The organism is Streptomyces sp. NPDC001530 (genome assembly GCF_042894545.1).
Lineage (GTDB): Bacteria > Actinomycetota > Actinomycetes > Streptomycetales > Streptomycetaceae > Streptomyces.
The window spans coordinates 63,890-87,557 of the sequence record NZ_JBIAVS010000010.1 but is presented as its reverse complement, the minus strand read 5'-3'; the positions used below and the strand labels follow the sequence as shown (position 1 = coordinate 87,557).

Annotated in this window: 23 protein-coding genes; 12 read left to right on the top strand and 11 right to left on the bottom strand. The window is 70.4% G+C overall.

Going from position 1 to position 23,668, the window contains the following annotated elements; translation table 11 throughout:
• Window positions 1-114 precede the first annotated feature (114 nt).
• The gene (locus tag ACFY0T_RS21380; RefSeq protein WP_388873422.1) at window positions 115-420 is read right to left on the bottom strand and encodes a hypothetical protein; all 306 of its coding nucleotides are present in this window, start codon (window positions 418-420) and stop codon (window positions 115-117) included.
• A 107-nt stretch (window positions 421-527) separates the two neighbouring features.
• Here ACFY0T_RS21380 and ACFY0T_RS21375 point away from each other — a divergent pair, with 107 nt between their 5' ends.
• Window positions 528-1,439: an oxygenase MpaB family protein gene (locus tag ACFY0T_RS21375; RefSeq protein WP_388872676.1), complete on the top strand. Its 912-nt coding sequence runs from the start codon at window positions 528-530 to the stop codon at window positions 1,437-1,439.
• Here ACFY0T_RS21375 and ACFY0T_RS21370 read toward each other — a convergent pair.
• Window positions 1,416-1,949 carry a PadR family transcriptional regulator gene (locus ACFY0T_RS21370; protein WP_388872673.1) on the bottom strand — a complete coding sequence of 178 codons (534 nt, stop codon included), beginning with the start codon at window positions 1,947-1,949 and terminating at the stop codon, window positions 1,416-1,418. The two genes, ACFY0T_RS21375 and ACFY0T_RS21370, sit on opposite strands and share 24 nt — an antisense overlap.
• Before the next feature lie 108 nt (window positions 1,950-2,057).
• Between ACFY0T_RS21370 and ACFY0T_RS21365 the strand changes: the two genes are divergently transcribed.
• Window positions 2,058-2,816 (top strand): alpha/beta fold hydrolase, encoded by a 759-nt coding sequence (locus tag ACFY0T_RS21365; protein ID WP_388872670.1) that lies wholly within the window; start codon window positions 2,058-2,060, stop codon window positions 2,814-2,816.
• Between the two features lie 58 nt (window positions 2,817-2,874).
• Here ACFY0T_RS21365 and ACFY0T_RS21360 read toward each other — a convergent pair whose 3' ends face one another.
• On the bottom strand, window positions 2,875-3,474 hold the full coding sequence (locus ACFY0T_RS21360; protein WP_388872667.1) for a class I SAM-dependent methyltransferase: 600 nt from the start codon (window positions 3,472-3,474) through the stop codon (window positions 2,875-2,877).
• A 152-nt stretch (window positions 3,475-3,626) separates the two neighbouring features.
• On the opposite strand from ACFY0T_RS21360, the gene ACFY0T_RS21355 reads away from it, so the two are divergent.
• From ACFY0T_RS21355 to ACFY0T_RS21335, 5 genes are all read left to right on the top strand, one after another.
• Window positions 3,627-4,400 (top strand): MHYT domain-containing protein, encoded by a 774-nt coding sequence (locus tag ACFY0T_RS21355; RefSeq protein WP_388872665.1) that lies wholly within the window; start codon window positions 3,627-3,629, stop codon window positions 4,398-4,400.
• Between the two features lie 65 nt (window positions 4,401-4,465).
• A complete protein-coding gene (locus ACFY0T_RS21350) occupies window positions 4,466-7,000 on the top strand; it encodes a nitrate- and nitrite sensing domain-containing protein (RefSeq protein WP_388872662.1) in 2,535 nt (844 codons plus the stop codon).
• Window positions 6,997-7,434 carry a roadblock/LC7 domain-containing protein gene (locus ACFY0T_RS21345; protein WP_388872660.1) on the top strand — a complete coding sequence of 146 codons (438 nt, stop codon included), beginning with the start codon at window positions 6,997-6,999 and terminating at the stop codon, window positions 7,432-7,434. Before ACFY0T_RS21350 ends, ACFY0T_RS21345 begins: the two co-directional genes overlap by 4 nt.
• A 19-nt stretch (window positions 7,435-7,453) precedes the next feature.
• A complete protein-coding gene (locus ACFY0T_RS21340; RefSeq protein ID WP_388872657.1) occupies window positions 7,454-7,867 on the top strand; it encodes a DUF742 domain-containing protein in 414 nt (137 codons plus the stop codon).
• Between the two features lie 239 nt (window positions 7,868-8,106).
• Window positions 8,107-8,712: an ATP/GTP-binding protein gene (locus ACFY0T_RS21335; protein ID WP_369244847.1), complete on the top strand. Its 606-nt coding sequence runs from the start codon at window positions 8,107-8,109 to the stop codon at window positions 8,710-8,712.
• 54 nt (window positions 8,713-8,766) lie between these two features.
• On the opposite strand, the gene ACFY0T_RS21330 is transcribed toward ACFY0T_RS21335, so the two are convergent.
• Complete coding sequence (locus ACFY0T_RS21330) at window positions 8,767-9,195, bottom strand: PPOX class F420-dependent oxidoreductase (protein ID WP_388872654.1); 429 nt, start codon at window positions 9,193-9,195, stop codon at window positions 8,767-8,769.
• 95 nt (window positions 9,196-9,290) lie between these two features.
• On the opposite strand from ACFY0T_RS21330, the gene ACFY0T_RS21325 reads away from it, so the two are divergent.
• A complete protein-coding gene (locus ACFY0T_RS21325) occupies window positions 9,291-9,704 on the top strand; it encodes a roadblock/LC7 domain-containing protein (protein WP_388872651.1) in 414 nt (137 codons plus the stop codon).
• Window positions 9,705-9,833: 129 nt separating this feature from the next.
• Complete coding sequence (locus tag ACFY0T_RS21320) at window positions 9,834-10,808, top strand: DUF6397 family protein (RefSeq protein ID WP_388872649.1); 975 nt, start codon at window positions 9,834-9,836, stop codon at window positions 10,806-10,808.
• A 61-nt stretch (window positions 10,809-10,869) separates the two neighbouring features.
• Here the strand turns inward: ACFY0T_RS21320 and ACFY0T_RS21315 are convergent, their stop codons facing one another.
• Entirely contained in the window at window positions 10,870-11,736 is an 867-nt protein-coding gene (locus ACFY0T_RS21315; protein ID WP_388872646.1) for an acyl-CoA thioesterase, read from the bottom strand.
• A gap of 19 nt (window positions 11,737-11,755) precedes the next feature.
• On the bottom strand, window positions 11,756-14,269 hold the full coding sequence (locus tag ACFY0T_RS21310; RefSeq protein WP_388872644.1) for a DEAD/DEAH box helicase: 2,514 nt from the start codon (window positions 14,267-14,269) through the stop codon (window positions 11,756-11,758).
• A 145-nt stretch (window positions 14,270-14,414) separates the two neighbouring features.
• On the opposite strand from ACFY0T_RS21310, the gene ACFY0T_RS21305 reads away from it, so the two are divergent.
• On the top strand, window positions 14,415-15,209 hold the full coding sequence (locus ACFY0T_RS21305) for a metal-dependent hydrolase (protein WP_388872641.1): 795 nt from the start codon (window positions 14,415-14,417) through the stop codon (window positions 15,207-15,209).
• Here ACFY0T_RS21305 and ACFY0T_RS21300 read toward each other — a convergent pair.
• From ACFY0T_RS21300 to ACFY0T_RS21280, 5 genes are all read right to left on the bottom strand, one after another.
• Entirely contained in the window at window positions 15,202-15,984 is a 783-nt protein-coding gene (locus tag ACFY0T_RS21300) for a tyrosine-type recombinase/integrase (RefSeq protein WP_388872638.1), read from the bottom strand. The genes ACFY0T_RS21305 and ACFY0T_RS21300 overlap by 8 nt on opposite strands.
• A 97-nt stretch (window positions 15,985-16,081) precedes the next feature.
• Window positions 16,082-16,357 carry a type B 50S ribosomal protein L31 gene (locus ACFY0T_RS21295; RefSeq protein WP_388872635.1) on the bottom strand — a complete coding sequence of 92 codons (276 nt, stop codon included), beginning with the start codon at window positions 16,355-16,357 and terminating at the stop codon, window positions 16,082-16,084.
• A 35-nt stretch (window positions 16,358-16,392) separates the two neighbouring features.
• On the bottom strand, window positions 16,393-16,866 hold the full coding sequence (locus ACFY0T_RS21290) for a DUF5709 domain-containing protein (RefSeq protein WP_388872633.1): 474 nt from the start codon (window positions 16,864-16,866) through the stop codon (window positions 16,393-16,395).
• 387 nt (window positions 16,867-17,253) lie between these two features.
• Window positions 17,254-19,035: an ABC transporter ATP-binding protein gene (locus ACFY0T_RS21285; RefSeq protein ID WP_388872630.1), complete on the bottom strand. Its 1,782-nt coding sequence runs from the start codon at window positions 19,033-19,035 to the stop codon at window positions 17,254-17,256.
• Complete coding sequence (locus tag ACFY0T_RS21280; RefSeq protein ID WP_388872627.1) at window positions 19,032-20,819, bottom strand: ABC transporter transmembrane domain-containing protein; 1,788 nt, start codon at window positions 20,817-20,819, stop codon at window positions 19,032-19,034. The genes ACFY0T_RS21285 and ACFY0T_RS21280 overlap by 4 nt, the downstream gene beginning before the upstream one ends.
• A 219-nt stretch (window positions 20,820-21,038) precedes the next feature.
• Here ACFY0T_RS21280 and ACFY0T_RS21275 point away from each other — a divergent pair, with 219 nt between their 5' ends.
• Together ACFY0T_RS21275 and ACFY0T_RS21270 are read left to right on the top strand one after the other, a co-directional pair.
• The gene (locus ACFY0T_RS21275) at window positions 21,039-21,788 is read left to right on the top strand and encodes a hypothetical protein (protein WP_388872624.1); all 750 of its coding nucleotides are present in this window, start codon (window positions 21,039-21,041) and stop codon (window positions 21,786-21,788) included.
• A 189-nt stretch (window positions 21,789-21,977) separates the two neighbouring features.
• Entirely contained in the window at window positions 21,978-23,600 is a 1,623-nt protein-coding gene (locus ACFY0T_RS21270; RefSeq protein WP_388872621.1) for a peptide-N4-asparagine amidase, read from the top strand.
• Window positions 23,601-23,668: the final 68 nt, after the last annotated feature.

Here is a 23,668-nt window from a genome sequence, read left to right as displayed (position 1 = left end):
TTCGTCGGCGCACCATAATGCGACCGCAAGGCGCTTGTCACGGGCCCGAAGCACACGCGGAGCTGCAGTTATCCGGCTGGACAGGGGCGAAACGACCGTCCCGGCCCCTGAGGGTCAGGCCACGGGCAGTCCGAGCAGTGCGCGGGCCACCGTCTGCGGCGACTCGTCGCGTTCCCGCGCCAGGGCGATCACAGCCCGGCAGGCCAGCTCGTTCACCCCGAACGACAGAGCCTCCGGCGACACCCAGGCGGCTGCCTCGTCGATCTGGTCCTGGTCGTCCTCCGCGCACGCCGACACATACGCCGCGGCCGCCTCGAACAGGTTGTGTGCGCGTTTCTCCGGCCGTGGTGTCACGGGCCGCGGCTCCTCGGACCGCTCCGCGGTCGTCTTGCGCCATATCTTGCGGAGTCTGCTTAACATGCCGGACATTGGGCCACCTTCCCCCTGAGCGATGGTCATCGCTGATCTTTCATCTGCTGCTACTCAACGTAGAGTTGGAGCCGCGGCGACAGAAGGGGGACGGCCCGTTGAAGCGTTACGAGCGGCTCGCACAGATCCGGCGGATGGACCCGGAGAAGGAGGCGTCGGAGATCTACCGGCTCACCTCCGCGTACGAGTTCCCCTGGGACTTCACTCGCGCCCTGGAACTGGCCCTCTACCGCACTTACGCCGTCCCCAGCATCGGTCGGCTCCTCGCCGAGACGGCGGAGCTCACCGACCGCACCCAGAAGCGCTACGACGACACCGCGCTGCTCCTCGACGCCATCGTCGAGCACGGCTTCGACGGGGAGGAGGGCCGTACGGCGATCCGCCGCATCAACCAGATGCATCGCAGCTACGACATCAGCAATGAAGACATGCGTTACGTGCTCTGCACCTTCGTGGTGATGCCCAAGCGATGGATCGAGGCCTACGGGTGGCGCAGGCTGTCGCGGCACGAGATCGTCGCGTCGAGCGTGCACTACCGCACCCTGGGGCGGCACCTGGGCATCAAGGACATCCCGGAGACCTACGAGGAGTTCGAGGCCTGCCTCGACGCCTATGAAGAGGCCCATTTCGGGTGGGACGAGGGTGCGCGCCGAGTCTCCGACGCGACGCTGGACCTGATGGCTTCCTGGTACCCGCGCCCGCTCGCACCGCTGCTGCGCACCTCGACCCTGGCCCTGCTCGACGAACCGCTGCTGCGCGCCTTCCGGTACGAGCCCCCGGGCACCGTCACGCGCGCGCTGGTCCGCCGCGCGGTACGCGCGCGTGGCCGACTGGTCCGCCTGATGCCGCCGCGCCGTGCGCCGCACTTCGCGCGGCAGAACTGGGAGATCAAGGGCTACCCGGACGGCTACCGCGTCGCCGAGCTGGGCACCTGTCCGGTGCCAGGTGTGCGGGGCTGCCCCGTCTCACCGGCCGCCCGCGCCGAGTCACCGGTCGTCCCCTTCGAGTGAGTCGATCGTGGCCCGCAGCCAGGCCAGTTCGGCCCGGCTCGTGGCCCGCGCGATGGTGAGGATGCCGCGCCGGAAGGGGTCGTCCAGCTCCTCGGCGCGCATCGGCCGATCACCGTCGTAGAAGAAGCTCGCGGGCTCCTCCAGGAAGGCGAGCCTGCGCCGCAGCACGGCGGCCTGCGTCGCCGGGTCGTCCAGGTGCCTGAGGAAGGCGAGCACCGTGAACCAGCGGTTCTCGTCGGTGATGTCGCGCCGCTCCGGCTCCGCGAGTCGGCGGCGCAGCTCGCGTCTGCCCGCTTCGGTGAGTGTCAGGACGTGACGCGGGGCGGCCACTGAGCCGGGCTGCGTTGCCCGTTCCAGCAGGTCCGCCTTCTCCAGCCGCTTGATCGCGGGATACAGCGTGCTCTCGGCCACGGGCTTCACATGCCCTGTCAGCGCGGTGATGCGCTTGCGCAGCTCGTAGCCGTGCAGCGGGGCGTCGTACAGAAAGCCGAGGATGGCCAGCTCCAGCATGCCCCCATTGTGCCGCACCTTCGTTGTACATCGTCTCGTCTATACATCGGTACCGATGTATCCTCCTGGAGGCGTCAGGAAGCTTGAAGCGGCACAGGGGAGTGCGTGATGAAGCAGGCCGAATTCGACGGCAAGGGAAGCCTGATCCGCTGGACGGAGGCGGCGGGTGCCGAACCGGTGCGGGTATACGTGCACGGTCTGGGTGCGGCCTCGACGGTCTACCACGCCCATATCGCGGCCCGGCCTGAACTGGCGGGCCGCCGCACCCTGTTCGTCGACCTGCCCGGTCACGGCATCAGTGACCGGCCCGCGGACTTCGGCTACACCCTGGAGGACCACGCGGACGCGCTGGCGGCGGCCCTGGACGCGGCTCACGCCACCGGCGCGGAGCTGGTCGCGCACAGCATGGGCGGCGCTGTCGCCATCGTGCTCGCCCATCGGCGACCCGACCTCGTCTCACGGCTGGTCCTGACGGAGGCCAACCTCGACCCGTACCCTCCGGTCACCGCGGGCAGCAGCGGCATCGCCTCCTACGAGGAGGACGACTACGTGGAAAACGGCGGCCACGCGCGCGTGCTGGAGAAGGTCGGCCCCTCCTGGGCGGCCACCATGCGACTCGCCGATCCGCGTGCCCTGCACCGCACGGCGACGGGGCTCAGGCACGGCACGATCCCCACGATGCGCAAGATGCTGGAAGAGCTGACGGCGGACCGTGTCTACCTTCAGGGCGAGCTGAGCGGTGAACTCCCGGGCAGGGAAGACATGGAGGCCGCCGGCGTACGGGTCGTGACTGTCCCCGGCGCCGGGCACAACGTCATGTTCGACAATCCCGACGCCTTCGCGGCGGAGATCACAGGGATGGGCTGAGGCCTCGGCCGCGCCGGGAAGGACCGACGCCTCAGCCGCGGAGGCACGGGCTGACGCGTCAGCCGCGACGTACGGCCAGCGCGAGGAAGCGGGCGTCCTCGTCGACGTACGACGTCATGTCCCAGCCGGAGGCGGCCAGCAGCGGACGGAGGTTGGTCTCCGCGCGCAGGTCTGCCGGGGTGATCTGCCGTCCCTGGCGGGCCGCGAGTGCCGCCCGGCCGATCGGGTGGAAGAGCGCCAGGGTGCCACCGGGCCGCACCACACGCGCCAATTCCCGCAGATTTTCGGCGGGGTCCGGCAGATGCGCGATGAGGCCCGCCCCGAACACGGCATCCAGCGACTCCGTGCGCAACGGCAGCGCGGCGACGTCGGCGAGCAGCAACTGTCCGTCGCGGTCCCGGCCGGCCCGTACGGCGGCCTCCAGCATGGCCGGGGTCAGATCGGCCCCGATGACCACTCCGGAGGCCCCCACGGCCGCTCGCAGCGGCGGCAGGGCGCGGCCGGTGCCGCAGCCCGCGTCGAGTACGCGGTCGCCCTCGCACAGACCCAGTTCGGCGACCGCCGCCGCGTACGCGGGCGCGTCGTCGGGGAATCTGGCATCCCAGTCGGCGGCACGCGCCGTGAAGAACTCCTGGACGTGTGTGTGGTCGTCGCTCATGTTCCGCATGATCCCTCACCGACACGAAGGACGCCGCGGTGCACACGTTCGAGCGTGACGCGATCGTTCAGGTACATCTCTTCGTCATATTCCAACAGCTTTCGAAATGCGCCCCCTTTGCGCGCCCCTGCCCGGACTAGCGTCCCGGAGCCATGGGACACCTGGACCACGCCGCCTTCGGCTGGCTGACCCCCGTGCTGTCGTACGTCATGGCCTGCATAGGCGCCGCCCTGGGGCTGCGCTGCACGGTCCGCGCGCTCGGCGCCACCGGGCGGTCGCGCCGCAACTGGCTCCTCACCGCGGCCTCCGCGATCGGCACCGGCATCTGGACCATGCACTTCGTGGCGATGCTCGGCTTCAGCGTCACCGGTACGGAGATCCGCTACAACGTGCCGTTGACCATCCTCAGTCTGCTCGTTGCCATGGTCGTCGTCGGCGCGGGCGTCTTCGCCGTCGGATACGGCCGCGACCGGGGCCGCGCGCTCGTCCTCGGCGGACTCACCACCGGACTCGGGGTCGCGAGCATGCACTACCTCGGCATGGCCGCACTGCGGCTGCACGGCCAGGTGCACTACGACCCGACGCTGGTCGGGCTCTCCGTCGTGATCGCCGTGGTCGCGGCGACCGCGGCCCTGTGGGCGGCGCTCAACATCAAGTCGCCCGTGGCGGTCGCCGTCGCCTCCCTCGTCATGGGCGGCGCGGTGAGCAGCATGCACTACACCGGAATGATGGCGGTGAGCGTGCGCGTCAGCCCCTCCGTGCAGGCCCTGCCCGGGGCCACGGCGATGCAGTTCATCTTCCCCCTCGCCGTCGGCCTCGGGTCCTACCTCTTCCTGACATCGGCGTTCGTCGCGCTGTCGCCGACGTCCGACGAACGCGAAGCATCCGCATCGGCCCAGCAGCCAATCGAGAGCGTCGCCCGCTAGCTAGGCGGGCCCGGAGCCACGACGGCCCGGATGGCACGCCCCGAACCTTTCCGAGCGAGGAGGCCATGCGCACACCCCGAAAGACCCCCACAGCCGGCGCCGAGCCGCCGCCCCAGCCCCTGGCACGCGGTCGCCGTGCGCACGCCGGCCCGCCGGCCGACGAGAGCGCGGACACCGACGAGATCCTCGCGGGGACGCCGCCGGAGACACCCACGCGCGCGGGACGGTGGCGCATCCGGCCCCGCACCGTGCGAGCCAAGATCGTCTGCCTGCTGATGGTGCCGGTCATCTCCTTGCTCGCCCTGTGGGCGTACGCCACGGTGAGCACCGCCCAGGACGTCGCGCGGCTACGGCAGTTGCAGCGCGTGGACTCGACGGTCCGAGCCCCGGTCGACGCAGCCGTCGCCGCCCTCCAGGCCGAACGCGCCGCCGCCGTCCGCTACGCCACCGACCCCGCCGCCGAGCAGCCGAGCGACCTCAAAGCACTGGCGCGGCGCACCGACCGCGCGGTGGCGAAGCTGCGACTCGGCGACCACAACACCGTCGCCGACGGTGCCGACCTGCCCCCGGGAGTCGCCGGGCGCCTCGACGCCTTCGTCACCGGAGCCGAGCAACTGCGGTCCCTGCGCACCGCCGTGCTGGACCGCCGTACCGGATGGGACGAGGCATACGGGCAGTACACCAAGACCATCGCGACGGCCTTCGGGGTGGGCGGCGCGCTCACCGGCATTCAGGACGCCGACCTGGGCTCCGACGCGCGCGTGCTGCTCGAATTCTCCCGGGCCGGGGAAGCGCTCGCCCAGGAGGACGCGGTGCTGGCCGGCGCCCGGCTCGAGGGAAGCCTGGACGGCGAGCGGCTGCGGCTGTTCACCGGCGCCGTCGACACCCGCCGTACCCTGACCGACTCCGCCGTGGCGGATCTGCGCGGGCCCGAACGAGCCGCCTGGCGCGACCTCGTGGAGGGGAGCGCGTACAACGACGTACGCGCCGTCGAGGACAAGGCGCTCGTCTCCCGCCCCGGTGGCAAGGCGATCGACGCCGCGCCGGAGGCCGACTGGAACACCGCCCATGCGCGCGTGCAGGACGGAATGCGCACGATCGAGGCGAACGCGGGCCGCGGTGTCGCGCACCGGGCCGACCCGTTCACGCGCGGTCTGCTCACCCCAGCCGGCGCCGCGGTTCTCTTCGGACTCGCCGCCGTCGTCGCGTCGCTCGTCATCTCCGTACGCATCGGACGCGGCCTCGTCGTCGAACTGGTGAGCCTGCGCAACAGCGCCCTTGAGATCGCGCGCCGCAAACTGCCACAGGCCATGCGCAAACTGCGCGCCGGAGAGGAGATCGACGTCCGCGCCGAGGCCCCGCCCGGGCCACCCGCGGAGGACGAGACCGGACAGGTCGCGGAGGCCCTCGGCACGGTGCACCGAGCCGCCCTGCGCGCCGCCGTCGAACGCGCGGAACTCGCCAGCGGGATCTCCGGGGTCTTCGTCAATCTCGCCCGCCGCAGCCAGGTTCTCGTGCACCGCCAACTGAGCCTGCTGGACAGCATGGAGCGCAGGTCGGAGGATCCGAACGAGCTGAGCGACCTGTTCCGGCTCGACCACCTCACCACACGGATGCGGCGTCACGCGGAGAGCCTGATCATTCTTTCCGGAGCCGCGCCCGGCCGGGCCTGGCGCATGCCGGTCTCACTGACGAACGTGGTCCGCGCGGCCGTCTCCGAAGTCGAGGACTACGCGCGCGTGGAGGTACGACAGCTCCCCGAGGCATCCGTGGTCGGTGCCGCGGTGGCCGACCTCACACACCTCCTGGCCGAAATCGTCGAGAACGCCGCGCAGTTCTCGCCGCCGCACACCCGGGTGCGGATCACCGGCGAACCGGTCGGCAACGGCTACGCGGTCGAGGTGGAGGACAGGGGGCTCGGCATGGGCAAGGAGACGCTCGCCGAGGCCAACCGGCGCATCGAGCAGTCCGAGGCGCTCGACCTGTTCGACAGCGACCGCCTCGGTCTCTTCGTGGTCAGCAGGCTGGCGGCCCGGCACGGCATCAAGGTGCACCTGCGGACCTCGCCCTATGGCGGCACCACCGCGGTCGTCCTGCTGCCCACGGCCCTGCTGCACGGCGGCGCGGCGGAACGTTCCCCCCGCAGGACCGACACCGAAAGGCCCGCGGAACGGGAATACGCACGCGTGTCGGCCGCCCCAGAACAGGAGTCCGTCCAGGCCATCACCGAGCGGCCCGCCCTCGTGCCCCCGGTGCAGGCCGCCGCCGAAGCCCCCGTTAACGGCTCGTCGGAAAACTCACCGCCTGGAGTCACCACGCTGCGACTGCACCGTCCCTCGGACGACTCCGAAGGCTCCGACGACCTGCCACGACGTGTACGGCAGGCGAGTCTCGCCCCCCAACTGCGCGAACAGCGCTCCGGGGAGCCGGTGGAAACGCCGGGTCCGCGGAGCGAGGACGAGCGCACCCCCGAACTCGTACGGGACCGCATGGCGGCCTACCGCGACGGCTGGGCACGTGGCGGCGGCAGGTCACCCGGCCTCGGCGCCACCCCCGACCCCGAAGCGGGCAGCGACAGCAGCGAAGGAGACCCCGCATGATCCAGGACCCGAGCATGAGGGCCGCCCAGCGGTCCGGCGAACTCGACTGGCTGCTGGACGACTTGGTGCTGCGCGTGGCTGAAGTACGACACGCCGTGGTGCTGTCGAACGACGGACTCGCGGTGGGCGCGTCCACCGGCCTGCGGCGCGAGGACGCCGAGCACCTCGCCGCCGTCGCCTCCGGCTTCCACAGCCTGGCCAAGGGTGCGGGGCGCCACTTCGGCGCCGGCGGGGTGCGCCAGACGATGGTGGAGATGGACGAGGGCTTCCTCTTCGTCGCCGCGGCGGGTGACGGTTCCTGCCTCGCCGTGCTCACCGCCGTCACGGCCGACATCGGCCTGGTGGCGTACGAGATGGCGCTGCTGGTCAAGCGTGTCGGCGAGCACCTCTACACGCCGCCGCGCGTCGCCGCACAGCCGCCCGCCACCGGATGACCGAGGACGGTCGGTGCAGATGACCGAGGAGACGCCGGGCGCCCCGCCACAGGCGGGCAGCCAGTGGTACGACAACGAGGCCGGACCGCTCGTCCGCCCCTACGCGATGACCGGCGGGCGCACGAAACCCGGACCCACCGGGGTGCGCTTCGACTTGATCGCCCTGGTCACGCTCGACACCGGCGCACCCGGCGTCGACGACGACACCTCGCTCGGCCCGGAGCACCGGGCGCTGATCGAACTGTGCCGTATCGAGACGCAGTCGGTGGCCGAACTGGCCGCGGGCGCCGACCTGCCGGTGGGCGTGGTCAGGGTGCTCCTCGGCGACCTCCTGGAGTTGGGCTGTGTCACCGTCAGCCGCCCGGTGCCGCCCGCGCAACTGCCCGACGAGCGGATCCTCCGCGAGGTGATCGAGGGACTGAGGGCGCTGTAGATGAACCACGTCGGCCTGGACCCGGACCTCTTTGTGCCCCCATCCGGACACCGAATGGGCGCGGCCGGTCACAACGGTCACATTGCGGTCCAATCCCTCGAAGGGGAGCCGCAGTTGTCATGATGCTGACTTCGCAGACCCGCACAGATATACCGACGCACGCCCGCACGGATGTGACGCGCACCCCGCACAGAAGTACTGCCGTCGACCGTTGTCGGCACTCCCGAGAGAAGTGATCGATGGTCTCCGAGAACTCCGACGCCTCGGGTGGCGAGATGACCGCCCTGGCACTGAAGATACTGGTCGCCGGCGGATTCGGCGTGGGCAAGACCACCCTGGTGGGCGCGGTCAGCGAGATCAGGCCGCTGCGCACCGAGGAACTGCTGAGCGAGGCCGGTCAGTCGGTGGACGACACCGATGGTGTGGACCAGAAGGTCACGACCACCGTCGCCATGGATTTCGGACGCATCACGATCAGGTCCGGCCTCTCGCTCTACCTCTTCGGAACACCGGGCCAGGACCGGTTCTGGTTCCTTTGGGACGAACTGTCCCAGGGCGCCCTCGGCGCCGTCGTCCTCGCGGACACCCGCCGACTCGAGGACTGTTTCCCCGCGGTGGACTACTTCGAGCACCGGCACATCCCGTTCGTGGTGGCCGTCAACTGCTTCGCGGGCGCCCGCACTTACGGCGCCCAGGACGTGTCCCGTGCCCTCGACCTCGACCGGGGTACGCCCGTGGTGCTCTGCGACGCACGTGACCGCGACTCCGGGAAGGAAGTGCTGATTCGCCTCGTCGAGTACGCCGGGCGGGTGCACACCGCCCGGCTGCTCGACTCCGTCGGCTGAGACGATGAGAAGCCGCCCTGGGTGGGGCGACCGACCGGACGTGGCCCCAAGCTCTCAGTCGGCCAGGGAGGCGTAGGCAATGACCTTCCCGATCCTTACGCGTACGAGGAGTTCACCGGGAACTCCGTTGCGTTTCCCGAACTCCTCGGCGCGCTCCTCACCCATGTAGCGGGCGCCGATGCGAGCGGCCCAGTGCCGCAACGCGTCGAGGTCCTCCGAAAGCTCGGCCCGCCCTTCCAGCACCACGAAGTCGAAGGGCGGCCGGTCGTCGTCCACGCACAGCGCGACCCGCCCGTCCCGCGCCAGGTTCCGTCCCTTGACGCTCTCCTTTCCGGTGTTGAAGACCACGTCGTCGCCGTCCAGCAGAAACCAGATCGGCGTCACATGCGGACTGCCGTCGGCTCGGACAGTGGACAGCTTTCCGGTGCGGGTGCCGTGCGACACGAACGCCCGCCATTGCTCGTCGGTCATCTTCTGTGCCATGCCGCCCATCCTCCTTGCTCGGACGGCGGCTGTGGGGAAGGCTGGCTGGTCAGATCCTCCGGCCAGGGGGAAGGACACCACGGGGAGACCGGATCATGGCGCAGAACACGGGGCTCGGCTGGTTGCTGGACGACCTCACCGAGCGCGTCGAACACATAAGGCACGCGTTGGTGCTGTCCAACGACGGGCTGGTCACGGGTGCCAGCACGGGACTCCGGCGCGAGGACGCCGAACACCTCGCCGCGGTCTCGTCGGGCCTGCACAGCCTGGCCAAGGGCTCCGGACGTCACTTCGGTGCGGGGCAAGTGCGCCAGACCATGGTGGAGTTCGATGATGCGGTGCTCTTCGTCACCGCCGCGGGCGCAGGCAGCTGTCTGTGCGTCCTCAGCGCCGCTGAGGCCGACATCGGCCAGGTCGCCTATGAGATGACTCTGCTCGTGAACCGCGTCGGCGAACACCTCCGCGTGGACGTACGGCAACCGGAAAGCGCACCCGTCGTAGACCTCTGACCTGCGTATACGTCGCCGCGGTCAAAGTTATCCACAGGCTCGCCGCGATGTCGGCCGAGCCGGATACGGTTTTTCCCGAAGCGAGCGCACGCCAGCGCGAGCATCTGACTCCACGGGGGGAGAACCACCATGTCCGGCAACACGATGACCAAGTCCGCCACGTCCTCGCTCAGCCGCGCCGCACGAGAACTCGAGCTCAAGCGCGGCGAGTTCGATCTCGCCCTGAACCTCGGATGCATCCGCTCCGTCCCCGACGAGGGCGGAGGCGGACGTCGTGTCACTCGCGCGGAGATCGAGCGAGTGCGCTCCGAGGACGGCTTTCCCGAGGCACTGCGGGAGCGCGTCAAGGCCGTCGGCACTACGGAGGGCGCCGCCCTCATGGGCGTGACGACCGCCAGGTTCACGCGCTTCGCGCGACTGGGACTGGTGGTACCGGTGAAGTTCTACTTGAACCGCTATCGGGCTGTGGTGTGGCTGTACCTCGCCGAGGAACTGCGGCAGTTCGCGGCCGACGAGCAGAACGCGCAGCTGCTGAGCGGCCGTACGCCCGAGGGACTCCGCGACCAACTGGAAGCCGGCCTGGACCTGCGCCCCCGCAACTGGCGGGGACGGCACATGGGCTTCCTGTTGCGGCAGACCGAGGCCCCCTGGGCACGGGCGGCGGTCGTGGCATCCCTGCTCGACCCCGTGCAGGTGGCGGAGATCGTCAGGGATCCGTACGAGCGCGCCCACCTGAACCGCTTCCGGCCCGAGCGGGTCTCCCACGGCGCGCCCGACTCTCCCGCCGCGCACCTCGCCTCGCGGATCATGACCGCCGAGGACCCCGACGAGATCAGCTGGCTTCGGGCCGACTTGGGCCAGGCCCTCGTCGAAGCCCGCGAGCTCCGTCCAGCACCCCGCCCGACACCGAAGGCCGCACGGTCCGAGGCGTCACCACCCAAGTCTTCACCAGCTGCGGCGTCACCCCGCATGTCCTCACCACCCGCGGCCTCACCAGCGATGGCCTCGCGGTCGGGGTCGGCCGCTCAGGAAGATCGGCCCGCGACGGAGGAGTCCGAGCGGCCACGAAGTCTGCTGGGGTGGCTGCGTCGCAGAAACCCCTGAGGCTGTCGGGCGCTTTCCCGCAGCGCGCTGAAGAGGCCTCCTGGGACGGTCGGGTACTTCCCTACAGCGCCCGGAAGAGCCCTTCCTGGACGACCGAGACGAGCAGGCGTCCCTCCAGGTCGTAGATGCGCCCGCGGGCCAGCCCGCGGCCGCCCGTCGCGATCGGGGACTCCTGGTCGTACAGGAACCACTCGTCCGCGCGGAACGGCCGATGGAACCACATGGCGTGGTCCAGCGAGGCCATGTCGAAGCCCCGCGGACCCCACAGCGGTTCCACCGGGATGCGGACGGCGTCCAGGAGGGTCATGTCGCTCGCGTACGTGAGGGCACAGGTGTGCACGAGCGGGTCGTCGCCCAGCGGCCCGACGGCACGCATCCACACCGCGCTGCGCGGCTCGGCGTCCTTGATCTCCTCGGGGGTCCAGCGCAGCCGGTCCACATAGCGGATGTCGAACGGCTGGCGCCGTGCCATGCGCTCCAACGCCTCGGGGAGCGCGCCCAGATGCTCCTTGATCTCCTGCGTCACCGTCGGCAGCGACTCCGGGTCCGGAACCTCGCGGGCCGGCGGCAGCTGGTGCTCGAAGCTCCCATCCTCAGGCTTGTGAAAGGAGGCGGTCAGATTGAAGATCGTGCGGCCCTGCTGGACGGCGGTGACGCGGCGAGTGGTGAACGACCGCCCGTCCCGGACCCGTTCGACCTGGTACACGATCGGCACGCCCGGTCGGCCCGGGCGCAGGAAGTACGCGTGCAGGGAGTGCACCGGCCGGTCGCCCTCGGTGGTACGCCCGGCGGCGACCAGCGCCTGGCCCGCCACCTGGCCGCCGAAGACCCGCTGCAGTGACTCCTGCGGGCTGCGGCCACGGAAGATGTTGACCTCGATCTGCTCCAGGTCGAGCAGGTCGACGAGCCTCTCGGCTGGGTTCGTCATGTGTGGGATTCTCCTGCGCTCACAGCTGGCCGACGTCGGTGACCCGGACAATGGCACGACCCTCCGCGTCGGAGGCCGCGAGATCGACCTCCGCGCTGATGCCCCAGTCGTGGTCGCCGTTCGGGTCGGCAAAGGTCTGGCGTACGCGCCACAGCCCGTTCTGCGGCTCCTCCTCGATCAGCAGCAGCTTGGGGCCGCGGGCGTCGGGGCCGGTACCGAGGTCTTCGTACTCGTCCCAGTACTTGTCCATCGCCTCGCCCCAGGCATCGGCGTCCCAGCCGGAGTCGGCGTCCATCTCGCCGAGCTCGTCGACGTTGTCGAGGGCGGCGAGCTCGACGCGGCGGAACATGGCGTTGCGGACGAGGACACGGAAGGCGCGGGCGTTCGCGGTGACCGGCTTGACCTGGTCGGCCTTCTCCTGGGCCTCCTCGGCCGTCATCTCCTCGGGGTTGGCGAGCTGTTCCCACTCGTCCAGGAGGCTGGAGTCGACCTGGCGCACCATCTCGCCCAGCCAGGCGATCAGGTCCTCCAGGTCTTCCGACTTGAGGTCGTCCGGGACGGTGTGTTCAAGGGCTTTGTAGGCACTCGCGAGGTAGCGCAGGACAATGCCCTCGGTACGGGCGAGCTCGTAGAAGGAGACGAACTCTGTGAAGGACATGGCCCGTTCATACATGTCGCGGATCACGGACTTCGGGGACAGCGGATGGTCGCCGACCCACGGATGGCTCTTGCGGTAGGTGTTGTAGGCGTGGAAGAGCAGCTCCTCCAGCGGCTTGGGGTACGACACGTCCTGGAGCCGTTCCATGCGTTCCTCGTACTCGACGCCGTCCGCCTTCATCGCGGCCACGGCCTCGCCACGCGCCTTGTTCTGCTGGGCCGCGAGGATCTGCCGCGGATCATCCAGCGTGGACTCGACGACGGACACCATGTCGAGGGCGTACGAAGGGGATTCGGGGTCCAGGAGCTCGAACGCGGCGAGCGCGAAGGTCGACAGCGGCTGGTTGAGCGCGAAGTCCTGCTGAAGGTCGACGGTGAGGCGCACGATGCGGCCGGTGGCGTCCGGTTCCTCGAGCTTCTCGACGATGCCGCCGTCGAGGAGCGAGCGGTAGATCGCGATGGCCCGCCGGACGTGCCGCAGCTGCTGCTTGCGCGGCTCGTGGTTGTCCTCCAGCAGATGCCGCATGGCCTCGAAGGCGTTGCCCGGCCGGGCGATCACCGACAGCAGCATGGTGTGCGTCACGCGGAAGCGCGAGGTCAGCGGCTCGGGCTCGGAGGCGATGAGCTTCTCGAAGGTGTTGTCCGTCCAGCCGACGAAGCCCTCGGGAGCCTTCTTGCGCACCACCTTGCGGCGCTTCTTCGGGTCATCGCCCGCCTTGGCGAGCGCCTTCTCGTTCTCGATGACGTGCTCGGGCGCCTGCGCCACGACGAAGCCCGCCGTGTCGAAGCCGGCTCGCCCGGCGCGGCCGGCGATCTGGTGGAACTCGCGGGCGCGCAGCGTCCGGACCCGGTTGCCGTCGTACTTCGTCAGAGCCGTGAACAACACGGTGCGGATCGGGACGTTGACACCGACGCCGAGGGTGTCCGTGCCGCAGATGACCTTCAGAAGACCGGCCTGGGCCAGTTTCTCCACCAGCCGGCGGTACTTGGGCAGCATGCCCGCGTGGTGCACGCCGATTCCGTGGCGTACGTAACGGGAGAGGTTGCGGCCGAACTTGGTGGTGAAGCGGAAGTTGCCGATGAGCTCGGCGATCTGGTCCTTCTCCTCGCGCGTGCACATGTTGATGCTCATCAGCGCCTGTGCCCGCTCCACGGCCTGGGCCTGGGTGAAGTGCACGATGTAGACCGGAGCCTGCTTGGTCGCAAGGAGCTCGGTGAGCGTCTCGGTGAGCGGAGTCAGCACGTACTCGTAGGAGAGGGGCACGGGCCGCGTTGCCGAGCGCACCACCGCCGTGGGGCGGCCGGTGCGCCGGGTCAGGTCCTTCTCGAACATCGAGACGTCGCCGAGCGTCGCCGACATCAGGATGAACTGCGCCTGCGGCAGCTCCAGGATCGGGATCTGCCAGGCCCAGCCGCGGTCGGCCTCCGCGTAGAAGTGGAACTCGTCCATCACGACCTGGCCCACGTCGGCGTGCTTGCCGTCCCGCAGCGCGATGGACGCGAGCACCTCGGCGGTGCAGCAGATGACCGGCGCGTCGGCGTTCACGGACGCGTCGCCGGTGAGCATGCCGACGTTCTCGGTGCCGAAGAGCTTGCACAGCTCGAAGAACTTCTCCGAGACGAGCGCCTTGATCGGTGCCGTGTAGAAGGTGACTTCGTCCCGGGCCAGCGCCGCGAAGTGCGCACCCGCGGCGATCATGCTCTTGCCCGAGCCGGTGGGCGTCGAGACGATCACGTTCGCACCCGAGACCACCTCGATCAGCGCCTCCTCCTGGTGGGGGTAGAGCGTGAGACCGCGTTCCCCGGCCCACGACTCGAAGGCTTCGTAGAGGGCGTCGGGGTCTGCGGTCTGCGGCAGCTGATCGATAAGGGTCACGCCCCCATCTTGCCTGTCAACCCGCTCGATGGGGGAATCGGATGCTCGTCGGAAGATCACGGAGGCTACGCTGTGGCGCCGACCAAGGGTCAGCGCACACGGGCAACTGAACAGCGGCACAAGAGGAATGGGGCGGGAAACGGCCATGATGGGACCAGCACACTCACTGTCGGGAGCCGCGGCCTGGCTCGGCGTCGGAGCGGCGGCCGCCGCGACCGGCCACACCATGCCCTGGCCGGTCCTTCTGGTCGGGGCGCTGATCTGCGCCGGCGCCGCGCTCGCGCCCGACCTGGACCACAAGGCGGCCACCATCTCGCGCGCCTTCGGACCGCTCTCACGGGGCCTGTGCGAGATCGTCGACAAGCTGTCGTACGCCGTCTACAAGGGGACGAAGAAGCCGGGCGACCCGCGACGCTCCGGCGGCCACCGCACGCTGACGCACACCTGGCTGTGGGCGGTGATGATCGGCGCGGGCACCTCGGTCGTGGCGATCACGGGCGGCCGCTGGGCGGTCCTGGCCATCCTCTTCGTCCACATGGTGCTCGCCATCGAGGGTCTGCTGTGGCGGGCGACCCGTGGTTCCAGCGCCGACATCCTGGTCTGGCTGCTGGCCGCGACGAGCGCCTGGATCCTCGCCGGAGTTCTGGACAAACCGGGCAACGGCTCGGACTGGCTGTTCACCGCGCCGGGGCAGGAATACCTGTGGCTCGGGCTGCCAATCGTGCTGGGCGCCCTGGTGCACGACATCGGGGACGCGCTGACGGTGTCCGGCTGCCCGATCCTGTGGCCCATCCCCGTCGGCCGCAAGCGCTGGTATCCGATCGGCCCGCCCAAGGCGATGCGCTTCCGCGCCGGCAGCTGGGTCGAGCTCAAGGTCCTGATGCCGGTGTTCATGCTGCTGGGCGGAGTGGGGTGCGCGGCTGCGCTCAACGTCATCTGAGGTCGGTCGCGGCTCGCGCCATCCCTCTATGGACCGCGGTGGGAGGGGCGTGCAGCAGTCCGCTCGCCGTTGCCACGTCGCGCAGCAGATCGCTCGGATAGCGGTGCGGGATCTTGATGCCCGCCCGGCTTGTGAGGAGCGGGCCGCCGTGGGTGGCGTCGCGCGGACGGCGACGGTGGGGGAGATAGGACTGGACGGCGTCACGGATCAGGGCCGGGAGCCGTACGAGGCGCTCATGGCCGCCGGAGTCGTACAGCCGCAAGGTGTCGGAGCCCCCGGCGATGTCACAGGTGGTGAGGAGGTCGTTGAGGGTGATGCGCAGGATTTCGGCGGAGCGTAGGCCCAGGCCGACCTGTAGGTAGCCGCAGACGCGGTCCACCTGGGGCTGCGGCGAGTCGGTCCTGCGGCGCTCGTCCAGCGTGGCGAGCAGGACCGCGGCCTGCCAGGGGTCGAGGCGGGATGGCGTGAGCTGGGCGTTACTGGTCAGCCGGGGGCCGCGGGCGGCGGGGTTGTACGGGAGCGCGTTCTGCCGCACGGCGTAGGCGTAGAACGAGCGAACCGCGGAGACCCGTTGTGCGGTTGACCGGTGGGGCGTTCCGGGCTCGTGTGCCCACAGCGCGATGTGCTGCGCGGCGACTCTGCCCCACGCCAGGTCCTCTTCGGTGCAGTGGATCAGCCAACGTTCGGCGGAACGACGGTAGTTCTCGCGAACACGCAACGGATAGGTGCTCGCCTCCAACCACTCTTGGAGCATCTCCCGAGGTCCCCAGGCCACCACGCACACCTCCCGGTGCATCGTCTCACGCGGTAGCCGTCCGTGTACGCGGTGTGCCTGAGCAACCGCGCACGACTATGTGACCTTCGGCCGCTCCCTAGGTCGTATCGCCCCCGCCGGAGCCCTGCCCCCCGCTCCCGTACCGCCGTTCGAACTGAGCGATCCGTCCCTCCGTGTCCACGGTGCGGGCCTTGCCCGTGTAGAAGGGATGGCTCTCCGAGGAGATCTCGACGTCGACGACCGGGTAGGTCTCGCCGTCGTCCCATTCGATGGTCTGGTCGCTCGTGGCGGTGGAGCGGGTGAGGAAGGCGTAGCCGGCGGCGCGGTCGCGGAAGACGACGGGGTGGTAGTCGGGCTGCTTGTCCTGCTGCATGGGGGCTCCTTGGGGGAGAGGAGGGGCGGGGATGGTCAGCCGGACAGGGTGTCCTCCTCGTCGACGATGTGCATGGCGGCTTCCTCGGCCGAGGCCGCGGCGCCGTCGATGCCCACGTCCGTGGCGATGAGTCCGCTCTCCTCGTCCTCATGTGCGCCTTCGTCGGGAGCCACGAGACGGCCGGAGCGCGAGGCGCCCACTTCGTTGTCGAGGGGCTCGCCGTCGGTGCCCTGGCAGTCACCGATGCCGTCTCCGTCGGGTTCGGTGATGTCGGGCAGTTCCTCCGCGAGGCGCTGGTCCAGGGTCTCGCCCTCCTGGCGCTCGGCCGCGGTCACCCCGGAGTGCTCCACAGCCCACGGTCGCTCCGGCGGCGACCAGCCCCGGTCGAGGGGATCGCCGACGCCGTCGGCGAGCAGCGTGTCCTCGGCGTCGAGCAGCCCCGCGTCGTCCTGTACCTCGGATCCGTCGGGCTGGTAGACGTCGTCTCCCCATCCGTCGGCGCTGTTCACGGCTACCTCCAGGGGGTGCGGGCGGTGTCCGGTGCCGCCGTACTGCACGGCGGGCGCGCGGGCCACTGGACACAGGCGTCGCCCCGCGCGAACCGGGTGGTTCACGAGAGTCCCCCGAGCCGGTGTCCACATCCAGCCTTCCACCCCCCGTCGGCACCGCGCAACGCCACACGGCCCGACCATGGGACCGGCCGCCTGCGACAAGGCGGCTCGGACGCCGGCCCGCTCACCCCCACAGGGCTCTTGCGGGCCCTCGACGCTCACCGGTCGTCCCGCAGTGCGGGTAGCCGGTATTCACTGGTCCCGCAGTGCGGGTAGCCGGTACTCACCGGTCCCGCAGTGCCGGCACCCCGTACTCACCGGTCCCACGGTGCCGGCACCCCGTACTCACCCGTGCCAGGACCTCCACAACGCCGCGTACGCGCCGTCGGCGGCGACCAGCTGGTCGTGGCTGCCCAGCTCGCTGATCCGGCCGTTCTCCACGACGGCGATGACATCCGCGTCGTGCGCGGTGTGCAGCCGGTGGGCGATGGCGACGACGGTGCGGCCGTCGAGGACGCGGGCCAGCGAGCGTTCCAGATGGCGGGCCGCGCGCGGGTCGAGGAGCGAGGTCGCCTCGTCCAGGACCAGCGTGTGCGGATCGGCCAGCACAAGGCGGGCGAGCGCGATCTGCTGGGCCTGGGCCGGCGTGAGCGCGAGCCCGCCCGAGCCGACCTCGGTGTCCAGGCCGTCGTCCAGTGCTCGTGCCCAGCCGTCCGCGTCGACCGCGCCGAGCGCCGCCCACAGTTCGGCGTCGTCGGCGCTCGTCCGGGCGAGCAGCAGGTTGTCGCGCAGGGAGCCCACAAAGACGTGGTGTTCCTGGTTGACGAGGGCCACGTGGGAGCGGACTGCCTCGGCGGGCATGCGGGACAGTTCGGCGCCGCCGAGCGTGATCCGGCCGTCGCGGGGCGCGTAGATCCCGGCGAGCAGCCTGCCCAGCGTGGACTTGCCCGCGCCGGACGGGCCGACCAGGGCGAGCCGGGTGCCGGGCGCGACCTGAAGGGAGACCTCGCGCAGCACGTCCACTCCGGCCCGGTAGCCGAAGTGCACCTGGTCCGCGTGGACGTCGCGCCCGTCCGGGGCCACCGCCGCGTCGCCCGCGGCCGGCTCGATGTCCCGGACACCGACCAGCCGGGCCAGCGAGACCTGGGCGACCTGCAGCTCGTCGTACCAGCGCAGGATCAGGCCCACCGGGTCGACAAGCATCTGCGCGATGAGCGCGCCCGTGGTCAGCTGGCCCACACTGATCCAGCCCTGGAGGACGAAGACCCCGCCGATCATCAGGACCGAGCACAGCACCGTCACATGGGTGAGGCTGACGACCGGGAAGAGGACCGACCGCAGCCAGAGCGTGTACCGCTCCCATGCCGTCCATTCCTTGACCCGGCGGTCGGAGAGGTCGATGCGGCGCTCGCCCAGGCGGTGCGCCTCGACGGTGCGCCCGGCGTCGACCGTCTCGGCGAGGACGGCGGCGACGGCGGCGTAACCGGCGGCCTCCGAGCGGTACGCCGACGGCGCCCGCTTGAAGTACCAGCGGCAACCGACCACCAGCAGTGGTACGGCGACCAGCACGGCGGGAGCGAGCGGCGGTGCGGTCACGGCGAGGCCGCCGAGCAGCAGCGCCGCCCACACCACACCGATGGCCAGCTGCGGCACGGCCTCGCGCATCGCGTTGGCGAGCCGGTCGATGTCGGTGGTGATACGGGACAGCAGGTCACCCGTTCCGGCCCGCTCCAGGACGCCGGGCGGCAGCCCCACTGACCGCACGAGGAAGTCCTCGCGCAGATCGGCCAGCATCCGCTCGCCGAGCATGGCGCCGCGCAGCCGTACCTCTCGTACGAATACCGCCTGCACGACGAGCGCGACGACGAACAGGGCGACGGTGCGCCCCAGATGGAGCTCGCGCGCGTGGTCCGAGACCCGCTCGACGACCGAACCCAGCAGATAGGGCCCGGCCATCGAAGCGACGACGGCCACGGTGTTGACGGTGATCAGGAGCAGGAAGGCCCTGCGGTGCCGTTGGAACAGTTCGGTCACGTAGGCGCGTACGGTCGCGGGCGCGCCGACGGGCAGGGTGTTCGCCGTCGTCGGGGCGGCCGGGTCGTACGCGGGTGGCGCCACGCCGATCATGCGGTTTCCTCGATTTCTTCCAGGGCTTCCAGTACGTCGCCCAGAGCGGCCTCGTCATCCGTCTCCCGGGTCACCACGGCCCGGTACCGCGGCTCGCTGTGCACCAGTTCGCGGTGCACGCCGACCGCCGCGACCTCGCCCTCGTGGACCAGGACGACCCGGTCCGCGTGGTCCAGAAGGAGCGGCGAGGAGGTGAAGACCACCGTCGTGCGCCCGGTGCGCAGGGAGCGCACGCCGTCGGCGATCCGGGCCTCGGTGTGCGAGTCGACGGCGGACGTCGGCTCGTCCAGGACGAGCACCTCGGGGTCCGTGATCAGCGACCGGGCCAGCGCGAGACGCTGGCGCTGGCCGCCCGACAGGGAGCGTCCGCGTTCGGTGATACGGGCGTCCATCGGGTTCTCGGCGTCCAGCGAGCCCTGGGCGAGCGCGTCCAGCACGTCGCCGCACTGCGCGGCGGCCAGCGCGGCCTCGGCAGTGACGAGACCCGACGCGGGCACGTCGAGCAGCTCGCGCAGCGAGCCGGACAGCAGCACCGGGTCCTTGTCCTGGACGAGGACGGCGGTACGGGCGGAGTCCAGCGGCAGTTCGTCCAGCGGGACGCCCCCGAGGAGGACCGAGGTGCCCTCTTCGGAAGGGTGACCGCCCAGCCGCTCGGCCAGCAGCCCCGCCGCGTCCGGATCGCCGCACACGACGGCGGTGAGCCGACCCGCGGGGGCGAGCAGCCCCGTCGCGGGGTCGTACAGATCGCCGCCGGGCACCTCGGCCGCACGGGATCCGTCGCTGTCCATGGCTCGTTCGAGGGACAGCACACGGGCGGCCCGCTTGGCGGACGGGCGCGAGAAGGAGTACGCCATGGCGATCTCCTCGAAGTGCCGCAGCGGATAGGTGAGCAGCATGACCGCGCTGTACACGGTGACCAGTTCGCCGACCGTGATCTTGCCGTCGCGGGCCAGATGCACGCCGTGCCAGACGACCGCGATCAGCAGCAGACCGGGCAGCAGCACCTGGATCGCCGAGATCAGCGACCACATCCGGGCGCTGCGCACGGCTGCCCGCCGGACGTCCTGGGAGGCGCGGCGGTAGCGGTCCAGGAACAGTTCCTCGCCGCCGATGCCACGCAGCACCCGCAGGCCGGCGACGGTGTCCGAGGCCAGTTCGGTGGCGCGTCCGGCCTTCTCGCGCTGGAAGTCGGCGCGCCGGGTGGCGCGGGGCAGCAGCGGCAGCGCGGCGAGCGCCAGGACGGGCACGCCCACGGCGACGATCACGCCGAGGGCCGGCTGGTAGACGACCAGACCGATGCAGACCAGCACCACGGTCAGGGCGGCCGCCGCGAACCGCGACACGGCCTCGACGAACCAGCCGATCTTCTCGACGTCGCCGGTGGAGACCGCGACGACCTCACCGGCCGCGACGCGCCGCGTCAGCGCCGAGCCCAGCTGGGCGGTCTTGCGGGCCAGCAGCTGCTGGACGCGCGCGGCCGCCGTGATCCAGTTGGTGACGGCGGTGCGGTGCAGCATGGTGTCGCCCAGCGCGATGCAGGCGCCGCAGAGCACCATCAGCCCGCCGGTCAGGGCGAGTCGGGCGCCGGAGCGGTCGACGACGGCCTGGATGGCGAGGCCGACGCAGAACGGCAGCCCGGAGACGGCCACGAAGTGCAGCAGACCCCAGGCGAGGGCCTTGAACTGCACGCCGAGCTGATTCCGGCCGAGCCACCACAGGAATCGGGGACCCGAGCGCGCGTCCGGCACACCCGGGTCGGGATACGGAAGGTCTTGAATCTGCATGACGTCCCAGTGGCTCGTGTCAGGGGTGGAGGGAGCCGCGAAGTCGGCGACCGACCGGCCGTGAAGGCCGGCAACAAACCGTGAAAGGTTCGCGTCGCAGCGTGGTCGGAAGCAAACGATTTATCGCCGCGGGGGAAGGAATCGGCCCCAACCGCTGGTGAAGAGCCGGGAAGTGGGGGGAGGGGGATTCGTCCGATAAGTGGTGCGACGATGGACGGCATGCGAAGGAACGGTGCGATGCGTACGGGGCTCGCCGCGGCCGCTTGCGGCGTCCTCGCCGTCGCCCTGTCGGCCTGCGGCGGCTCGGGCGGCGGGAGCGGGAGTGGGGAGAAGGGCGAGGGAGGGGCCAGTAGCGAGGCCGTTCAACCTCCGGCGCGTACCGTCGATCCGAAACGCATCCCCGACGTCGGCGACCGGTTGCACAAGCGGATCCCGTCCGACTCCCGTCAGGTCGTGGCGGTCTACGGCGAGGGCAAGGACTCCGCGAACGCCACGGTCGTCCTGTACACGAAGTCCGGCTCGACGTGGGACAAGACCCGCAGCTGGGCGGCGCACAACGGGAAGAAGGGCTGGACCGACGACCATCACGAGGGCGACAACCGCAGCCCCGTCGGCGTGTTCACGCTCAGCGACGCGGGCGGGGTGCTCGTCGACCCGGGTGCCCGGCTCCCGTACACCCGGTCGGCGTCCTTCCAGGCCCCGCGCTCCTGGGCCAAGTCGCACTGGCACGACTTCGACTACGTCATCGCCATCGACTACAACCGCGTCAAGGGCACCGCGCCGAACGACCCGACCCGGCCCGAGGGGCAGTCGAAGGGTGGCGGCATCTGGCTGCACATGGACCACGGCAGCGGTACGTCGGCGTGCGTGAGCCTGTCCAAGTCGGGCATGGAGTATCTGCTGCGCACGCTCGATCCGCATCAGCACCCTGTCGTGGTGATGGGGGACAAGGCGGATCTGAAGGCCTAGTCGTCGTGGTGGAGGGGCGACACCACGAGGTGGGGTGCCCGAATGCAGGCGTCGTCGGTGGCGAGCCGTTGCGGAGTGGCGGGCCTTTGCGGGGCGGACCGTTGCGGAGTGGCGGGCCTTCGCGGGGCGGACCTTTGTGCAGTGGTGCACCGTTGCGGGGCGGGCCAACTGCCCCGTAGAACACCGCACATGAGAAGACCGGTCATCATGTCCATGCTCGCCGGAGTGATCCTCGTGGCGAGCACCCTCCTTGGGGCGAGCCCCGCACCGGCGGCCCCCTCCTCCGGTTCCACGACCACCGAACTCGCCGCACCGCCCGCCGAGTTCGGCACCGACTGGCACGACCCGCTGACCGCCGCCCCGCCGATCACCAAGCCCACCGCCAAGTCCTGTGAAGTGACGCTGGCCGAGGCGCAGTTCCGCGACTTCACGCCGTACAAGGGCACGTACGCGCCGCCGAGCGGCTGCGGCGACCGCTGGAGCAAGGTCGTGCTGCGGCTCGACGGCAAGGTCAAGGGGCGGCAGTTCGACCGGCTCGGATATCTGCACGTCGGCGGGGTCGAGATCTTCCGTACATCCACTCCGGAACCCTCGCCCGACGGGATCGCGTGGTCCGTCGAGAAGGACGTGACGCGCTACAGCGACACGTTCCGGCAGAGCCGTGACGTCGAAATGCTCATCGGGAACGTCGTCGACGACACGTACACGGGCGTCATCGACGTCAAGGTCACGCTGACGTTCTACGAGGGCAAGCCCGCCACGACCCCCGATCGCGTCCTCACCCTCCAGGACGGCACCCTCACGACCCCGCGCAACAGCGAACGCGTCGTCGCCGAGGTGTACGCGACCGGGTCCGGCGGAGGCTGCGAGGAGTACTGGTACCTGACGGTGCCGGACCCGGCGCCGTACTCGTGTCGGGCGGACAAAGGCCCCTACCGCGAGGTGCAGATCAAGGTCGACGGTCAACTCGCCGGTATCGCCGAGCCGTTCCCGACCGTGTGGACCGGCGGCTGGTCCAATCCCTTCCTCTGGTACGTGATTCCGGGCCCGCGCGCCTTCGACATCAAGCCCATCGAGTACGACCTGACGCCCTTCGCCGGGCTGCTCAACGACGGCCGTCCGCACCGGGTCGACGTCTCGGTCGTCGGTGTTCCGGAGGGGCAGTCCGGCTGGAGCGCCCCGGTGAACGTGCTCGTCTGGCAGGACTCCGGCAGCCGGCACGTCACCGGCGCCCTCACCCGGGCCGAGGCGGGGGACCTCGTCAACTCCTCGACGTACACGCCCGGTTCGGAGTACCGGATCGACACGAAAGGCGGTCACCAGCTAACGGTCGCCGGATATGTGAACACCTCGCACGGCCGCGTGACGACCACCGTCACCCGCACCCTGGCCAACAACGCCCTGCACCGCTGGACCGACGGCGAGAACACGGACGGTCTGGATGCGACCTGGACTGACGACGAATCGGTCACGGTCGACGGGCGCGGACCGGCCCGGACCACGCGCACCCAGCGCACGTACACGATGAACGGCACCACGACACTTGGCTCCGACGACCGGCTGCGGACCGTCCTGACCCTCGGCGACCGGGCGGCGGTCGTCGAGACGCGCGGCGGTCGGCGGACCGCATGGTCCCGGCTCGACGACACCTACGCGGGCGACGCGACGTATACCGCCAATGTGCCGCGCGACCAGCGCCACGCTGTCGGCACGACGAGCGAGCGCTACCGGCTCCAGGGCTCCGCTGGCTGCTACGACCGCAGACTCGTCACCGTGCAGGGGGTGTTGACGCTGGATCACAGTGACTGCTGAGACGGGTGTCACGGCGGTTCCATGATTTACATGGACGTGACACCGGAGTATCCGACGGGATCAACAAC

Bases quoted from the DNA above. Each gene is read 5' to 3' on its own strand.
- ACFY0T_RS21380 (WP_388873422.1), bottom strand. From the start codon at position 420: ATGTTAAGCAGACTCCGCAAGATATGGCGCAAGACGACCGCGGAGCGG.
- ACFY0T_RS21370 (WP_388872673.1), bottom strand. From the start codon at position 1,949: ATGCTGGAGCTGGCCATCCTCGGCTTTCTGTACGACGCCCCGCTGCAC.
- ACFY0T_RS21365 (WP_388872670.1), top strand. From the start codon at position 2,058: ATGAAGCAGGCCGAATTCGACGGCAAGGGAAGCCTGATCCGCTGGACG.
- ACFY0T_RS21360 (WP_388872667.1), bottom strand. From the start codon at position 3,474: ATGAGCGACGACCACACACACGTCCAGGAGTTCTTCACGGCGCGTGCC.
- ACFY0T_RS21355 (WP_388872665.1), top strand. From the start codon at position 3,627: ATGGGACACCTGGACCACGCCGCCTTCGGCTGGCTGACCCCCGTGCTG.
- ACFY0T_RS21350 (WP_388872662.1), top strand. From the start codon at position 4,466: ATGCGCACACCCCGAAAGACCCCCACAGCCGGCGCCGAGCCGCCGCCC.
- ACFY0T_RS21345 (WP_388872660.1), top strand. From the start codon at position 6,997: ATGATCCAGGACCCGAGCATGAGGGCCGCCCAGCGGTCCGGCGAACTC.
- ACFY0T_RS21340 (WP_388872657.1), top strand. From the start codon at position 7,454: ATGACCGAGGAGACGCCGGGCGCCCCGCCACAGGCGGGCAGCCAGTGG.
- ACFY0T_RS21335 (WP_369244847.1), top strand. From the start codon at position 8,107: ATGGTCTCCGAGAACTCCGACGCCTCGGGTGGCGAGATGACCGCCCTG.
- ACFY0T_RS21330 (WP_388872654.1), bottom strand. From the start codon at position 9,195: ATGGCACAGAAGATGACCGACGAGCAATGGCGGGCGTTCGTGTCGCAC.
- ACFY0T_RS21325 (WP_388872651.1), top strand. From the start codon at position 9,291: ATGGCGCAGAACACGGGGCTCGGCTGGTTGCTGGACGACCTCACCGAG.
- ACFY0T_RS21320 (WP_388872649.1), top strand. From the start codon at position 9,834: ATGTCCGGCAACACGATGACCAAGTCCGCCACGTCCTCGCTCAGCCGC.
- ACFY0T_RS21315 (WP_388872646.1), bottom strand. From the start codon at position 11,736: ATGACGAACCCAGCCGAGAGGCTCGTCGACCTGCTCGACCTGGAGCAG.
- ACFY0T_RS21305 (WP_388872641.1), top strand. From the start codon at position 14,415: ATGATGGGACCAGCACACTCACTGTCGGGAGCCGCGGCCTGGCTCGGC.
- ACFY0T_RS21295 (WP_388872635.1), bottom strand. From the start codon at position 16,357: ATGCAGCAGGACAAGCAGCCCGACTACCACCCCGTCGTCTTCCGCGAC.
- ACFY0T_RS21285 (WP_388872630.1), bottom strand. From the start codon at position 19,035: ATGATCGGCGTGGCGCCACCCGCGTACGACCCGGCCGCCCCGACGACG.
- ACFY0T_RS21280 (WP_388872627.1), bottom strand. From the start codon at position 20,819: ATGCAGATTCAAGACCTTCCGTATCCCGACCCGGGTGTGCCGGACGCG.
- ACFY0T_RS21275 (WP_388872624.1), top strand. From the start codon at position 21,039: ATGCGAAGGAACGGTGCGATGCGTACGGGGCTCGCCGCGGCCGCTTGC.
- ACFY0T_RS21270 (WP_388872621.1), top strand. From the start codon at position 21,978: ATGAGAAGACCGGTCATCATGTCCATGCTCGCCGGAGTGATCCTCGTG.